At 69.3% G+C, this 15,783-nt stretch carries 11 protein-coding genes; 8 read left to right on the top strand and 3 right to left on the bottom strand.

Annotated elements, in window-relative coordinates:
• Positions 1-23: 23 nt before the first annotated feature.
• Both BW39_RS02995 and BW39_RS02990 read left to right on the top strand, forming a co-directional pair.
• Positions 24-2,366, top strand: a complete 2,343-nt coding sequence (locus BW39_RS02995; protein WP_043819664.1) for an FdhF/YdeP family oxidoreductase — start codon at positions 24-26, stop codon at positions 2,364-2,366.
• Between the two features lie 10 nt (positions 2,367-2,376).
• Complete coding sequence (locus BW39_RS02990) at positions 2,377-2,658, top strand: hypothetical protein (protein WP_012206611.1); 282 nt, start codon at positions 2,377-2,379, stop codon at positions 2,656-2,658.
• Here BW39_RS02990 and BW39_RS02985 read toward each other — a convergent pair.
• Positions 2,622-4,628, bottom strand: coding sequence for a peptidase U32 family protein (locus BW39_RS02985; RefSeq protein WP_013801553.1), 2,007 nt, complete (start codon positions 4,626-4,628; stop codon positions 2,622-2,624). The genes BW39_RS02990 and BW39_RS02985 overlap by 37 nt on opposite strands.
• 503 nt (positions 4,629-5,131) lie before the next feature.
• On the opposite strand from BW39_RS02985, the gene BW39_RS02980 reads away from it, so the two are divergent.
• The 4 genes from BW39_RS02980 (at position 5,132) to BW39_RS02965 (ending at position 9,913) form a co-directional block, all read left to right on the top strand.
• Positions 5,132-6,391, top strand: a complete 1,260-nt coding sequence (locus tag BW39_RS02980) for a branched-chain amino acid ABC transporter substrate-binding protein (RefSeq protein WP_043819661.1) — start codon at positions 5,132-5,134, stop codon at positions 6,389-6,391.
• Complete coding sequence (tadA, locus tag BW39_RS02975) at positions 6,360-7,787, top strand: tRNA adenosine(34) deaminase TadA (protein ID WP_081816116.1); 1,428 nt, start codon at positions 6,360-6,362, stop codon at positions 7,785-7,787. Before BW39_RS02980 ends, tadA begins: the two co-directional genes overlap by 32 nt.
• 364 nt (positions 7,788-8,151) lie before the next feature.
• On the top strand, positions 8,152-9,144 hold the full coding sequence (locus tag BW39_RS02970; RefSeq protein WP_043819753.1) for an LD-carboxypeptidase: 993 nt from the start codon (positions 8,152-8,154) through the stop codon (positions 9,142-9,144).
• A gap of 19 nt (positions 9,145-9,163) precedes the next feature.
• Positions 9,164-9,913 carry a sterol desaturase family protein gene (locus BW39_RS02965; protein WP_016449226.1) on the top strand — a complete coding sequence of 250 codons (750 nt, stop codon included), beginning with the start codon at positions 9,164-9,166 and terminating at the stop codon, positions 9,911-9,913.
• 150 nt (positions 9,914-10,063) lie between these two features.
• On the opposite strand, the gene BW39_RS02960 is transcribed toward BW39_RS02965, so the two are convergent.
• Entirely contained in the window at positions 10,064-10,444 is a 381-nt protein-coding gene (locus tag BW39_RS02960) for a hypothetical protein (protein ID WP_034395933.1), read from the bottom strand.
• A gap of 185 nt (positions 10,445-10,629) precedes the next feature.
• Between BW39_RS02960 and BW39_RS02955 the strand changes: the two genes are divergently transcribed.
• A complete protein-coding gene (locus tag BW39_RS02955) occupies positions 10,630-13,164 on the top strand; it encodes a penicillin acylase family protein (RefSeq protein ID WP_043819659.1) in 2,535 nt (844 codons plus the stop codon).
• A gap of 45 nt (positions 13,165-13,209) precedes the next feature.
• Here BW39_RS02955 and BW39_RS02950 read toward each other — a convergent pair whose 3' ends face one another.
• On the bottom strand, positions 13,210-14,187 hold the full coding sequence (locus tag BW39_RS02950; protein ID WP_043819658.1) for an alpha/beta fold hydrolase: 978 nt from the start codon (positions 14,185-14,187) through the stop codon (positions 13,210-13,212).
• 209 nt (positions 14,188-14,396) lie between these two features.
• Between BW39_RS02950 and BW39_RS02945 the strand changes: the two genes are divergently transcribed.
• Positions 14,397-15,725: an ABC transporter substrate-binding protein gene (locus tag BW39_RS02945; RefSeq protein WP_013801562.1), complete on the top strand. Its 1,329-nt coding sequence runs from the start codon at positions 14,397-14,399 to the stop codon at positions 15,723-15,725.
• Positions 15,726-15,783: the final 58 nt, after the last annotated feature.

Raw genomic sequence — 15,783 nt, 5'->3', positions numbered from 1 at the left:
GACAGGCGGAACACTCCCGGCCCATGTCCGAACAAAAGATCGAGTTCTACAAGGGGGCCGCTGGCGGCTGGGGCGCATTGCGCAGCGTGAGCCAGGCCCTGATGCGCCAGGATATCGCCGTCAAGGGCGCCAAGACCCTGCTGTCGGCCAACCAGCCCGACGGCTTCGACTGCCCGGGCTGCGCCTGGCCCGACCGCAACCACCATTCCACCTTCGAGTTCTGCGAGAACGGCGCCAAGGCCGTGGCGGCCGAGGCCACGGCGCGCCGCGTGACGCCCGAATTCTTTGCCCGGCACACGGTGGCCGAGCTCATGGCGCAAAGCGATTTCTGGCTGGAAGACCAGGGCCGGCTCACCGAGCCCATGGTGTACGACGCGGCCAGCGACCGCTACCGGCCCATCGACTGGGACAGCGCCTTTGCACTGATCGCCCGCCACCTGAACGCGCTGCCCGACCCTGACCAGGCCATCTTCTACACCTCGGGCCGCGCCAGCAACGAGGCGGCCTTTCTGTACCAGCTGTTCGTGCGCGCCTACGGCACGAACAATTTCCCCGACTGCTCCAACATGTGCCACGAGCCCAGCGGCAGCGGCATGAAGCCGCAGATCGGCGTGGGCAAGGGCACGGTGCAGCTGGCCGATTTCGAGCAGGCCGATGCCATCTTCATCTTCGGCCAGAACCCCGGCACCAACCACCCGCGCATGCTGGGCGAGCTGCGCGCAGCCCACAAGCGCGGCGCGCGCATCCTGAGCTTCAACCCGCTGCGCGAGCGCGGGCTGGAGCGCTTCCAGGACCCGCAAAGCAAGCTGGAGATGGCCACCCTGGGCGCCACGCCCATCAGCACGCACTACTTCCAACTGCGCGTGGGCGGCGACATCGCGGCCGTCAAGGGCATCATGAAGCATGTGATCGCGCAGGACGATGCACTGGGGCAAGGGTGCGGCGGCGTGCTGGACCATGCCTTCATCGCCGAACACACCACCGGCTTCGAGGCCCTGGCCGAGGACCTGCGGGCCGAGGACTGGGGCCTGCTGGAGGCCGAGTCCGGCCTGAGCCGCGCGCAGATGCAGACGGCGGCCGAGGTCTACATCGCCGCCCGCAGCACCATCGTCTGCTGGGGCATGGGCATCACGCAGCACATGCATTCGGTGGCCGCCGTGCAGATGCTGGTCAACCTGCTGCTGCTGCGCGGCAACATCGGCCGCCCGGGTGCGGGCGCCTGCCCGGTGCGCGGCCACAGCAATGTGCAGGGCGACCGCAGCATGGGCATCTGGGAGAAGCCGCCGGCCGCGCTGCTGGACCGGCTGCAGCAGGTCTTCGGCTTCGAGCCGCCGCGTGCCCACGGCGTGGACGTGGTCGAGTCCATACGCCTCATGCTCGAAGGCAGGGGCAAGGTCTTCTTCGCGCTGGGCGGCAACTTCGCGGCGGCCACGCCCGACACGCATGCCACCTGGCAGGCGCTGCGCCGCTGCGACCTGACCGTGCATGTGACCACCAAGCTCAACCGCAGCCACCTGGTGCACGGCCGCGAGGCGCTGATCCTGCCCTGCCTGGGCCGCACCGAGATCGACATGCAGGCCACCGGCCCGCAGGGCGTGACGGTGGAGGACTCCATGGGCATGGTCCACATCTCCAGCGGCATCAACCCGCCTGCGTCGGAGCACCTGCTCAGCGAGATCGCCATCGTCGCGCGCCTGGCCGCCGCCACGCTGGGCGCGCAGCGGCCCGTGCCCTGGCTGGAGCTGGCTGGCGACTATGCACGCATACGCGAGCTGATCGAGCAGGTCTTCGACGACTTCCACGACTTCAACGCGCGCGTGGCCGTGCCGGGCGGCTTCAAGCTGCGCAATGCGGCGAGCGAGCGCATCTGGGAGACGCCCCGGGGCAAGGCCGGCTTCTTCGTGCACGCCGTGCCGCGCGACACGCCCGTGCACCGCGCACGTGCCGCGCGCAGCCCTGGCGCATCGCCGGTGTTCACGCTGTTCACCACGCGCTCGCACGACCAGTACAACACCACCATCTACGGCATGGACGACCGCTACCGCGGCGTCTTCGGACAGCGCCGCGTGGTCTTCATCCATGCCGAGGACATCCGCGCCCTGGGCATGAAGGATGGCGACTGGGTGGACCTGCAGACGGTGTGGGATGACGGCCAGCAGCGCAGCGCCGAGCGCTTCAGGCTCGTGGCCTACGACATTCCGCGCGGCTGCATCGCTGCCTACTATCCGGAGACCAATCCGCTGGTGCCGCTGTCGGCCACGGCCATCGTGGCGGGCACGCCCAGCTCCAAGTCCATTCCCGTGCAGCTGGTGGCGCACAGGCTGCCTGCCGTGCCGTCTCCCGCGCTGGAAGAAATGGCGGCCTGAAATGCAAGGCATGGAAGAACTGGCCGCCGCCATCCTGCGCGAATTGGCCACCGAGCCCGCACCCATGTCCCTGCCCAGGCTGGGCAAGCGCCTGGGGCAGGGCGCTAGCGTGCTCATGCGCTGCCTGGCACTGATGGGCGATGCGCCCATTGCCGGCACACCGGGGCCGGGCTGGGTCAGGCTGGAGCAGGAAGAGGGGCGGTGGCTGGCGGCCCTGACGGAGCGCGGGCGCTTGTGGGTGGAGGCCGAGGCCTGTCAGGCGCTGGCCGAGGGCACGGGCCGCGTGCGGTAGAACTGCATCGGAAACTCCTGCATTTCCTTGGCGTGCTGGTTGATCACCGCGCGCTTCATCTTGCCGACCACGTGCATCTCGCAGGGCTTGCAGTCGAAGCGCAGCGTGAGTTTTTCCTTGCCGTTGATCAGCTGCAGCGGCTCGGCCTTGATGGTGCCCTTGACGCCGATCACGCCCTTGGCCTGCTTGGGGCACAGGCTCATGGAAAAGCGCACGCAATGCTTGGTGATCATCAGGCTGACTTCGCCTTCTTCTTCCTTGCTCTCGTAGGCCGCGTCCATGACCTTGACGCCGTGCTTGATGTAGAAGTCGTGTGCCTTCTGGTTGTAGACGTTGGCCAGATAGGTCAGCGTGTCCTCGGGGAAGGGCACGGGCGGCTCCACGGGCAGGGCGCGCGGCAGGCGCACGAAGCCGGCCTGGCGCGCGGCCTCCAGCGCGGCGACGGCGTCGCGGCGCAGCTGGTTCAGGGCCGAGGCCGGCACGAACCAGGGCTGGCTCAGCTGCAGGCCGATGTCATGCACGGAGAAGATGGTGGCGCCGAAGCGGCCCAGCTGCTCGCGCAGCGTGGCCTCGGCACGGGCTGCGTCGGTGGCGGCCTGGTGTTCCTGCGCGATGGCGGCAGTGGCGGTGAAGCCATCCTCGTCGGTCAGCGTGAGCGCAAAGCCGTCGGGCGTTTCCTTGAGTTCGGCCCACAGGCCGATGCGGCGGTCGCTGGACTTCTTGTCCAGCGTGCGCACCCAGGCCATGTCGCGGTTGCGGTTGACCTCCAGGCCCTTGCGCAGGTCCTTGAAACCGGCGATGGGGTCCTTGGGGAACAGGCGCCACAGCGACTTCTTCGCATCCACCGACTCGGCGCGGTTGATCTGCAGGCCCACCAGTTCCTTTTGCAGGTCGTAGTAGCACAGGCCGTCGCCGTTGTGCAGTTCGGTGTCGCGGCTCGAGGTCTCGATCTCCACGAAGTTCTCGCCCACCTTGGTGACCCAGCCGATGGCGCGGCCCGGTGTCTTGGGCGTGTCGAAGGCGCCGATGTCGTCCTTGCGGCCGTTGACGAAGTAGTCGGTGAACTCGCGGTTGAAGTTCTGGTCGGGGTCGGGCGTGAAGCTGAACGTGGTGCTGCCCGAGGATGAGCGCGCCAGGGGCGTGTCGGAGAACTCGCGCTCTTCGATGATTTCGTCCAGCAGCTTGCGGTAGTGGGCCGTGATGTTCTTCACGTAGCCCATGTCCTTGTAGCGGCCCTCGATCTTGAAGCTGCGCACGCCGGCGTCGATCAGGGCGCGCAGGTTGTCGCTCTGGTTGTTGTCCTTCATGGACAGCACGTGCTTTTCGTGGGCGATGATGCGGCCGCTGGCGTCCAGTACCTCGTAGGGCAGGCGGCAGGCCTGGTTGCAGTCGCCGCGGTTGGCGCTGCGGCCCGTGTGGGCGTGGGTGATGTAGCACTGGCCCGAGTAGGCCACGCACAGCGCGCCGTGCACGAAGAATTCGATGGTGGTGCGCGCCGGGTCGGTGGCCGCGCGCACGGCGGCGATCTGCTGCAGGTCCAGCTCGCGCGCAACGACGATCTGCGACAGGCCGGCGTCCTGCAGGAAGCGCGCCTTCTCGGGGGTGCGGATGTCGGTCTGGGTGCTGGCGTGCAGCTGGATGGGCGGCAGGTCCAGCTCCAGCAGACCCATGTCCTGGATGATCAGCGCGTCGGCACCGGCCTCGTAGATCTGCCAGGCCATCTTGCGCGCGGCCTCCAGTTCATCGTCGCGCAGGATGGTGTTGAGCGTGATGAAGATGCGGCTGCCGAAGCGGTGCGCGTGGTTGATCAGGCGCTGCAGGTCGCGGATGTCGTTGCCCGCCGTGGCGCGTGCGCCGAAGGCCGGGCCGCCGATGTAGACGGCGTCGGCGCCATGGTTCACGGCCTCGATGCCGATGTCGGCATCGCGCGCGGGTGACAGGAGTTCGAGCTGGTGGGGCAGGAGGGACATGGGGCTTTGTGGTGTTCTGTGTTCGTACCCGCACCGGCGTGGGGGCCGGGCGTCGGGCGCAATGCGGGGGAAACTGGCCCCCACGCTACCCTTGCTGCGCAAGGTCCGCTGCCCCCCAAGGGGGCCGCTTTTTGTCTTGGGGCGGCCCGGCGACAAAAAAAGGCCCCCACTCTTGGGGCGGTCCGGCGACGAAAACCTCGCAGCCCGCTTGCGGTGAGGCGCAGCATTATCGCCGCAGCCCCGAAAAAACGCGCGCCAGGGGGTATGCGCCCGATGCCCTGGCGGGCGGCGCCGGTTTTTGCCTATCCTTTAGGATGCGCACTGCACGGGCCGGGCCGCCATGCCGGATACCCAGGCCCGTGCCTGCCCCGCCCCGGGCCTGATGCGCGCTTTCTGCGCCAGGCCTTGCCCGGCCGGGCAGCGCCCGAGTGGGCCACGCCGCAGCGGATTTCGTTTGCCAGGGCGCCTGTTTCACAGATTGACCGTTTTTTCCAGGAGTTGCCATGCACGCCTCGATTCGCCATTTCCCGTGGGCCGGCCCGGCCCTGCTGTGCACCATGCTGGGCAGCGGCGGCCTGGCCTGGGCGCTGCCGGGAAGCGGCCCGGCCAACGGGCAGTCGGCAGGGGCTTCCGCTGCGGCGGCTGCACCCGGTGCGGCCGCTGCGCCTGCTGCACCCGCTGCACCGGGTACAGCCGATGCGCCCCTGGTGGTGCGCATTGCCCATGCGGGGCCGGTGTCCGGCCCCATCGCCAGCCTGGGCAAGGATGAGGAAAACGGCGTGCGCATGGCCCTGGACGATCTCAACGCCAAGGGGCTGGAGATCGGCGGGCGCAAGCTGCGCTGGAAGCTGGAGGCCGGCGACGATGGCGGCGACCCCGGCCAGGCCGTGGCCCTGGCGCGGCGCCTGTGCGACAAGAAGGTGGCGGCCGTGGTCGGCCACCTGCAGTCGGGCACCACGCTGCCGGCCACATCCATCTACCACGACTGCGGCATCGTCATGGTCACGCCCGCAGCCAGCAACCCGGCCATCACCCAGGCGGGCTACGACACCACCTACCGCGTGATCGCCGACGACCGCGCCATGGTCGATGCGCTGGTCGCGCACGCCGTGGGCAAGCTGGGCGTCAAGCGCGCGGCCATCATCGATGACCGCTCGGCCTACGGCCAGGGCATCGTGGCGCTGTTCGAGGCCGAGGCGCGCGAGCAGGGCATCGAGATCGTGGACAAGCAGTTCACCGGCGACAAGGCCACCGACTTCGTGCCCATCCTCACGGCTATCAAGGGCAAGAAGCCGGACGCCATCTTCTTCGGCGGCCTGGACGCCCAGGCCGGCCCCATGCTCAGGCAGATGGCCCAGCTGGCCATGGACAAGGTGCGCCTGCTGGGCGGCGACGGCCTGTGCACGCTGCGCCTGCCCGAGCTGGCGGGCAACACGTCCCCGCTGCGCAATGTGACTTGCGCCGTGGGCGGCAGCCCGCTGGAGCGCATGCCGGGCGGCGCTGCCTGGAAGCAGCGCTACGACCAGCGCTTTCCCGACCAGTACCAGGTCTTCAGCCCCTACGCCTACGACGCCACCATGGTGCTGGCCCAGGCCATGGTGCGGGCCGACTCCATCCGGCCCGATGCCTATATCCCCTATCTGCGCCAGACCCGGCATGACGGCGTGACGGCGCCGATTGCCTTCACGCCCCAGGGCGAGCTGCAGGCGCCGGTCGTCACGCTCTACCACTATGCGCAGGGCGTGCGCAAGCCGCTGCCCTAACCCCCTGGCGCCCGGACACTGTGACACCTTGACTGCCGAGCACCGTCCACTGCCGCAGGCCGACGACGAGGCCTGGATGCGCGCCGCCCTGGAGCTGGCGCGTGCCGCTGCCGGGGCGGGCGAGGTGCCCGTGGGCGCCGTCATCGTCAAGGACGGCGCCATCATCGGCCGGGGCCGCAACGCGCCCGTGGCCCACGGCGATCCCACGGCCCATGCCGAGGTGCTGGCGCTGCGCGATGCGGCCGCGCACCTGGGCAACTACCGGCTGGACGATTGCACGCTCTACGTGACCCTGGAGCCCTGCACCATGTGCAGCGGCGCCATGCTGCATGCGCGCCTGGGCCGCGTGGTCTATGGCGCGGCCGAGCCGCGCACGGGCGCGGCCGGATCGGTGCTGGACGTGTTTGCGCTGCCGCAGATCAACCACCACACGCAGGTGACGCGCGGCGTGCTGGCCGGCGAATGCGCGGCCCTGATGTCGGACTTCTTTCGCACGCGCCGCGCCGAGCAGCGCGCGGCCCAGCCGCATCCGCTCAAGGACACGGCGCTGCGCCATGCGGATTCCACCTTTGGCGGCTTTGCCCAGCCGCAGTGGCGCAGCGATCTGCCGGCGCTGGCAGGCCTGCGCCTGGCCGTGGTCGATGAAGGACCGCGCGATGCACCGCTGACCTGGCTGTGCCTGCACGGCAGCCCCTCATGGGGCCAGCTGTTCCAGCCCATGCTGCCCGGCTGGCTCCAGGCCGGCCATCGCGTGGTGGTCCCCGACCTGCCGGGCTTTGGCCGCAGCGACCAGCCCAAGAAGGAGAAGGCGCACAGCGCGGCCTGGCATGTGCAGGTGCTGCGCGAGCTGGTGCTGGCGCTGGACCTGCGGAGCATCGTGCTGGTCGGCCATGACGATGGCGCGCGCCTGGGCCTGGCCGTGGCGCAGGCCGAGCCCGCCCGTTTTTGCGGCGCCTGGCTCATGAATGCCTGGCCCGCAGGCCCGGCGCCCGATGCCTGCGTGCAATGGTTTGCGCAGGCGGCGCGCAAGCCGTCATGGCCCGTGGGCCGCGCCATGCACGAGGTGGGTGAGGAGGCCGGCGCACAGCCGCAGGCCTGGAACCTGCCGTTTTCCCAGCCCGGCCACCGCGCCGCGCTGCAGGCCTGGCCCCGCGTGCAGGCCGAAATGCCGGCGCTGCCGATGGCGTTGCTGGTGCAGTGGAGCCAACAGCAGCGCCTGTGGGTGCAGGGCGGCGAGCACGATGCGCTGATGCCTGCGCCCGCATGGCGCCAGGCCTGGCTGCAGGCGCTGCCACAGCTGCCGCCAGCGCAACTGCGCCTATCCCCGTGCGGCCATTGGGTTCCCCTGTGCGTTGCCGGCATGGTGGCCGACGCTGTGGAATACTTCCGCCCGTAGGCCTGCGCCGCCGGCCCCTTGCCGGGGCTGCGCAGCGGCAGGTCCCCGTCTTCACTCCCCTTGCAATATGGAGCATGCCGGCCAGGGCCGGCATGGAACCACCTTGGCCACTTCGCGCAGTTCCCGCTCTTCCAGCACGCCCGGCACACCCAGCACATCCGGCACGCCCCGCAAAAAGGCAGCCGCTGCCGCGCCTGCACCCGTTGATCACGCGCACGAACATGTGCATTCCGCCGACGGCACCTGCTGTGCCCATGGGCACGAACATCCACATGGCCATGACCGTGCACAGGAGCATTCGCATGCTGCGGCACATGACCATGGCGCTGCCCACAGCCACGAGCACGACCACGATCATGGCCATGTGCATGCCGCCGACGGCAGCTGCTGCGGCCATGCGCATGACGAGGGTCCGCGCCACATCTATATCTACTCGCCCGCCGGTGCCGTGCGCGACAAGGCCGGCTTCAAGCGCGGCGTGCGCCGCCTGGAGGCCATGGGCCACCAGGTGGAGATCGATGCCGACGCGTTGAGCAGCCACCAGCGCTTTGCAGGCGACGACGCCACGCGCCTGGCGGCCATCGAGCGCGCAGCGGCCAGCGGTGCCGACCTGGCGCTGCCCACGCGCGGCGGCTACGGCCTCACGCGCATCCTGCCGGGCATCAAGTACAAGGCCGTGGCCAAGGCCATCGCAGGCGGCACGCGCTTCGTGGGCCTGAGCGACTTCACGGCGCTGTCGCTGGCCCTGCTGGCCAGGACCGGCGCCACCACCTGGGCCGGCCCGCTGCTGGTGCACGACTTCGGCCGCCCCGACGACGAGGGCGGCGTGGACGACATCATGCTGGACTGCTTCAGCGACCTGCTCAGCGGCCAGGGCGAGGGCGCGGGCTGGCAGATGCCGAAGATCGGCCTGCGCGAAGACGGCAAGCCTGCCGTCAAGGACTTCTACATCAGCGGCGGCGCCACGCTGTGGGGCGGCAACCTGGCCGTGCTGGTCTCCCTGCTGGGCACGCCTTACTTCCCGCAGATCAAGGGCGGCATCCTGTTCCTGGAAGACGTGGGCGAGCATCCCTACCGCGTGGAACGCATGCTGACCCAGCTGCTGCATGCCGGCGTGCTGGCCCAGCAAAAGGCCATCGTGTTCGGCCAGTTCAGCGAGTTCAAGCTCAGCTCGCATGACAAGGGCTTCAAGCTGCAGACCGTGATCGACTGGCTGCGCAGCCAGGTCAAGTGCCCCGTGCTGCAGGGCCTGCCCTACGGCCATGTGCCGACCAAGGTGATGCTGCCCGTGGGCGCGCCCGTGTCGCTGTCGGTCGAAGGGCGCGATGCGCTGATCTACTGGGGCCACGTGCACTGAGCGGCAAGGAGCAGGCGGCATGCTGCAGATGTGGGAGTTCGCGGCCTACCCGCTGCTGGCGCTGATGTTCGTCGGCATCTTCACGCGCGAGGTGATCGCGCCGGCCTCGCGCAACCATTGCGACCGGCGCTGGCTGATCCTGTCCACGTTGCTGGGCCTGGGCACGCTGGCCACCACCTTGGCGGTAGGCCATCTGTTCTCGGACGGCATCCGCCGCCATGCACTGCTGGACGTGGGCCGGCAATGGCCGGCCTGGGCCGTGGGCGCGCTGAGCTTTGTGCTGACCAGCTTTGTCTTTTACTGGTGGCACCGCGCCACGCACCGGTCGGACACGCTGTGGCGCCTGTTCCACCAGCTGCACCACAGCGCGCCGCGCGTGGAGGCGCTCACGGCGTTTTTCGCCCATCCCATGGACACGGCGGCCGCCGTGCTGCTGAGCGCGCTGTCCAGCTACTGGGTGCTGGGGGCCAGCCCGCTGGCTGCCGCCTTCGCCATCGGCCTCACGGGGGCGTTCGATCTGTTCCTGCATGCCGACATCCGCACGCCGCGCTGGCTGGGATACATCGTGCAGCGGCCCGAGATGCACACTGTGCACCACCAGTACGGCCACCATGCGCAGAACTACGGCCTGCCCGTCTGGGACCTGCTGTTCGGCACCTGGGCCAATCCGGCCGAGCGGGTGGAGCGCCTGGGCTTCGATGCCGACAAGGCCGAGCGCGTGACCGACATGCTGCGCTGGCAAGACGTGCACAAGCAGAACTCCCCCTGAGGCGCTGCGCGCCTTCCCCCTCTCGCTTCGCGGGGGGGACGACAGCCTCGCTGCGGGGCGGCGCGGCCGGCGTAGGCCCTTGCTCGCTGTCCCTTGTTCTTGGCCGCGCCAGTTTTTGAGGCTCTGTACGGTGGCGGTGGGGGCTGACTGCTATTCGAGGTAGCGGCCGTTTTCCTTGCGGCGGGCGCGCATGCCGGTGCGCAGGAAGAGCACGGTGCCACCTTGCTCGGCCAGCGGCACGCGCGTGTCGCCGGACAGGTGGGCGTCCAGGCGCTGGGGCAGGTTCTCCAGCAGGGAGTGGATGGCGGACAGGTCGGTGTCGGCGGCCTCGGGGTGGTCGCGTACGAAGCCTTCAAGGTAGGCGCGGGCGTCGGCCTCCAGCTGCTCGCGCGTGGTGGCCAGCGAGACATAGCTGACGCCGGCCTGGCCCGGCGCCTCGGTGCCCAGCAGGTAGCAGCCGATGTAGTCACCACGGGGCTGGCCCACGGGCGGGTCCTGGGTGAGCTTCTTCAAGAGGCTGAAAGGCCACATTCCACGTACTTCCTGTTTCTGTCGGTTGCCCTGCATCCATGTGCGCAGGGCCGGCAGTGATTGTCGCCTGAAGCCTGCGCCCCGCAGGCGCGGCTTTCTGTCGTGAGCAATGTGAGCATGTCGCGCGCGCATATGCTACAAACTGCAACACTACGATACGAAAAAAGCAGAGGGTGGGGAAAAGAATGGGAATCATGCGAATCCTGAACTCGCGGTGGTGGGGTGTGGGCGCCGTGGCGGTGGTCGGCTCGGCCCTGCTGGCCGGCAGCGCGCTGGCCATCTATGCCGTGCGCGTGCAGCCGGTGCTTGACGGACAGCTCACGCTGGCCGGGCTGGAGCAGCCCGTGCGCGTGCGGCGCGATGATGCCGACGTCACCCATATCAGCGCCTTCTCGCCGCAGGACCTGTGGCGCGCGCTGGGCCATGTGCATGCGCAGGAACGCGGCTGGCAGCTGGAGTTCAACCGCCGCCTGATGCATGGCACGCTGTCCGAGATCCTCGGCCCGGCCACGCTGGACACCGACAAGCTCATGCGCGCGCTGGACATACGCGGCGCGGCGCGGCGCCAGTACGCATCCCTGCCCGCCAACGCGCGCGAGGCGCTGCAGGCCTACAGCGAGGGCATCGCGGCCTTCTATGCGGCCCTGCCCATGCGCCAGCACCCGCAGGTGCCCGAGTTCATGCTGCTGGACACGTCGCCGGGCGGCGGAGACAACTCGGCCTGGGCGCCCGAGGACAGCGTGGGCTGGGCGCTGATGATGGCGCTGGACCTGGGCGGCAACTGGGGCAATGAATTCGCGCGGCTGGCCGCGCTCTCGCAACTGAACACACAGCAGCTGTGGCAGCTGATGCCGCCTTATCCCGGCGAGGCGCCGGCCACCTCCACCGACCTTGCGGCCCTCTACCGGGGCCTGGGCGTGTACCGCCAGGAGGCACAGGCTGCGTCTGCGCCCAAGGTGGCTGCCGCCAGCGACGTGAACGATGCCTGGGCCCGCTGGTCCCGCGACATGGTGCGCGATGCGGGCACCAACGACGGCAAGGGCAGCAACAACTGGGTGCTGTCGGGCAGCCGCACGGCCAGCGGCAAACCGCTGCTGGCCAACGATCCCCATCTGGGCCTGAGCGCGCCCGCCATCTGGTACTACGCACGCCTGCAGTCGCCTGCTGGTCAAGCGCAGGATGGCACGCCGCTGTCGCCCATCGACGTGGTGGGGGCCACCCTGCCGGGCCTGCCCTTCGTGGTGCTGGGGCGCACGCGCGAGGTGGCCTGGGGCTTCACCAACACGAATCCCGATGTGCAGGATCTGTACCTGGAGCAGATCGATCCAGGCAACCCGGGCCGCTACCGCACGCCGGACGGCTGGGCGCCTTTCACCGAGCGCAGCGAGCGCATCAGGGTCAAGGGCCGGGCCGATGTGCAGCTCACGCTGCGCAGCACGCGCCACGGCCCCGTGATCAGCGATGTGCAGCCCCAGTACGAGGCCGTGCTCGACAAGCGCCGCTACGCCGTGGCCCTGCGCTGGGCCGCGCTGGACACCGACAACCTCACCGTGCAGGCGGGCCTGCGGGCCAACGAGGCGCGCAGCGTGGCCCAGCTGTTCGAGGCCTTTGCCGACTACCACTCGCCCATGCAGAGCATCGTCGCGGCCGATGTGCATGGCGCCATCGGCTTCAAGGCCGCAGGCCGGGTGCCGCTGCGTGCGGCCGACAACGACCTGCGCGGCGTGGCGCCCGCGCCGGGCTGGGAGGCACGCTACGACTGGCAGGGCTGGCTGCCCTACGACCAGGCTCCACAGGACGATGGAACGGCGCTGGGCTATCTGGCCACCGCCAACCAGCGCATCACGCGCGAGGGCTATGCCCACTTTCTCACCCAGGACTGGAGCCTGCCGTACCGGCACCGCCGCATCTCCGAGCTCATCGAGGCGAAGGACAGGCACGACGTGGTCAGCATGGCCTCCATCCAGAACGACCAGACCTCGCTGGCCGCCCGTGCCCTGTTGCCGCAAATGCTCAAGGCCCTGGACGAAGCGCCGGCCACACATCCGCTGGCCCCGCAGGCGCGCCGGGTGATGGCGCAGTTCGACGGCCGCATGGATGCCGCGCAGGCCGCGCCCCTGATCTTTGCCGCCTGGGTGGACGAACTGACGCGCGGCCTGGTGATCCCGCGCATTGGCGCCCAGACCTTTGCGGCCACCTATGGCAAGCGCGACTATCGCGCAGGCATCGAAGGCATGCTGGAACGCCGCGACGGCTGGTGGTGCGCGGCTGCAGGCTGCAGTGCCCAGGTCAGCCAGGCGCTGGACCGGGCGCTGGTGCGCCTGCAGTCCATGCAGGGCAGCGACCTGGGCCGCTGGCGCTGGGGCACGGCGCATGCGGCCCTGAGCAGCCACCGGCCGCTGGGCAGCGTGGGGCTGCTGGCAGGCATCTTCAATGTCAGCGTGCCTTCGGGTGGCGACAGCTACACCGTCAACGTGGGCCAGTACCTGCCCGGCGATGCCAGGGCGCCGTTCGCCAACCGCCATGCGGCATCGCTGCGCGCCATCTACGACCTGGCCGAGCCCGAGCGCTCGCTGTTCATCTACCAGACCGGCCAAAGCGGCGTGGCCCTGTCCAGCCGCTATGCGGACATGTCTGCCGAATGGGCCGACGGCCGCTACCGGCCGCTGCAGATGGCGCCCGCGCGCTGGCGCCATTCGATGATGCTGCGGCCGCAGTAGGTTGCAGTAGGTTGCATTAGGCTGCAGTAGCGGCGCGCGCAGGACTCAGGTGCTGAGGAATTGCTCGATCAGCCCGGCCACGTCCGCCGGCTGGTCGTGGTGCAGCATGTGGCCCGCGTCCTGGACCACGGCCGTGCGGCAGTCGGCTATCTGCCCGATGCGCTCGTGGTACTCGGCCAGCGTGTAGCGGTCCTTCCACCACATGCCCAGGCTGTCGTCGCTGGCCTCGACGGCCAGTACCGGCGCCGTGATGGCACGGTACAGGGCCAGGATTTCTTCCACGCGGAACAGCTGGGCGCTGATGAGCTTGTGCGCCGTGTCGCCCAGGATTTCCCAGCGGCCCTGCGCATTGGGCGCCGCCCAGTGGTGGGCCAGCCACAGCGCCTTGTCCCCGGGCAGGCGGCGGTTGGTCTTCATCAGCCTGCGCGCCACGTCCTGCACGCTGTCATAGCTCTTGAGCTCCATGCCGCCGCTGCGCAGCTGGCGCAGCTCGTCCATCCACTGCGCGTAGCGTGCGGGCGCCTGGTCGGGCCGGGTGGCCGGCATGCCGAAGCCCTCCAGATTGACCAGCCGGCGTATGCGCGCAGGCCGCGCACCCGCATACATCATGGACACGTTGCCGCCCATGCTGTGGCCCACCAGGTCCACGGGCGCATCGCCCACTAGGGTGTCCAGCAGATGGTCCAGGTCGCCCAGGTAGTCGGCAAAGTCATGCCGGTCGGCAGGCCAGGCCGGCCGGCTCAGGCCGAAGCCGCGCCAGTCCGGCGCAATGATGCGGCGCCCCGCCATGAAGGCCTCGCCAAAGGCATCGACCACGAACTGGTAGGAGGCCGCCACATCCATCCAGCCGTGCACCAGCACCAGCGGCGCCAGCGCGGGATCGCCATCCACCGGCCCCCACTCGCGCACGTGGTACTCCATGGTGCGCACCGGCACCATGCGCGAGCGCCAGGGGCGGCGGGCAACGTAGATGGGCGCTTCTTCAGCGGCCGGGGTAGAGAGGGAAGAGGGGGCTTGCAGCATCCCGCCGATTATTCCGGTTTGCTGCTGTGCAGCAGTCAGGGGCGGGACAGCGGTTGCGCGGGATTTCCCTGTGGCGGCAGACCCGCAGGTAGTAACCCGAGCGCCGCCGCCGCTGATGCACGGCATCAGAAACAATGATTGGCCGGCGGGGCCGGCGCTGCCTACAGTGGGTTGCAGATTGACCGCACAACAACCCGAAGGAGACAGCAATGCAGCAACGCAGATGGCTGACGGCCGCCATGGCCGCAGGATTGTGGGGCGCCGCCATGGCGGCCCAGGCCGGCACGGTGACGGTGCTTACCTCGTTTCCCAAGGAGCTGACGACGGCCTACCAGAAGGCCTTCGAGGCGGCCAATCCGGGGATCAAGATCGAGATCCTGAACAAGAACACCACGGCCGCCGTGGCCTATGTGCGCGAGCTGCCCGAGGGCCAGCGGCCCGACATCATGTGGGCCAGCGCCCCTGATGCCTTCGAGGTGCTGGCGCGCAACAAGCTGCTGACCGCTGCGCCCGAGACGCGCAATCCGGCCGCGCCCGCCAAGATCGGCAACTACCCGCTCAACGACCCGCAGGGCCTGTACTACGGCCAGGCGCTGGCCGGCTACGGAATCATGTGGAACACGCGCTACCTGAAGGCGCACAAGCTGGCGGCGCCCAAGGAGTGGAGCGACCTGACGCGGCCCGAGTACTTCGGCCACATCGCCATCTCCTCGCCCTCGCGCTCGGGCACCACGCAGTTGACGGTGGAGACCATCCTGCAGGGCGAGGGCTGGGACAAGGGCTGGCGCCAGCTGCTGTCCATGATGGGCAATGCCGCCGCCGTGACCGACCGCAGCTTTGCCGTGCCCGATGGCGTGAACAACGGCCAGTACGGCATAGGCATCGTGATCGATTTCTTCGGGCTGGCGGGCAAGTACTCGGGCTTCCCGGTGGACTTCGCCTATCCGGCGATGACGGCCGTGGTGCCGGCCAACATCGCGCTGATCGCGGGCGCCAAAAATGCCGATGAGGCGCGCAAGTTCATGGCCTTCACTATGTCGGTGCCGGGCCAGCAGCTGCTGTTCGACCCCAAGATCAGCCGCCTGCCCATCCTGCCCTACAGCCAGCTCAAGGCGCCGGCCGGCTACCCCGTGCCGCAGGAGGTGGCGCAGCGCGCCAAGGTGCAGTTCGACGCCAACCTGTCCGAGTCGCGCTATGCCGTGGTGATCAGCCTGTTCGACCAGATGGTGACCTTCCGCCTCAAGGAGCTGCAGGCCGCCACGCGCGCCATCCAGGAGGCGCACAAGGCCCTGCAGGCCAAGCCCAATGCCAAGGGGCAGGAGCTGCTGGCCCAGGCGCGCGATATCGCCTACTCGCCGCTGGTGGGCGAAGCCAATGTGAAGGACGAGCAGTTCCTGGAGCTGTTCCGCAAGAGCCGGCGCGATGTGGCCGTGTCCAAGGAGCTGACGGGCCTGGAGCAGATGTGGGCCGACAAGGCGCGTGCCAACTACGAGCGCGCAGGCAAGCTGGCCGCCGAGGCGCGCGGCCTGGCCCGTTAAGTGGCGCGGTAGGTGGCGTGGTAGGTGGCGCAGGGGCCCGGCACCGGGCGCCTGCATG

The sequence above is a fragment of the Delftia sp. RIT313 genome (genome assembly GCF_000632165.1).
GTDB classification, from domain to species: Bacteria; Pseudomonadota; Gammaproteobacteria; order Burkholderiales; family Burkholderiaceae_C; genus Comamonas; species Comamonas acidovorans.
Note: the sequence above shows the minus strand (reverse complement) of the source record. Positions and strands in the feature narration are given on the sequence as shown.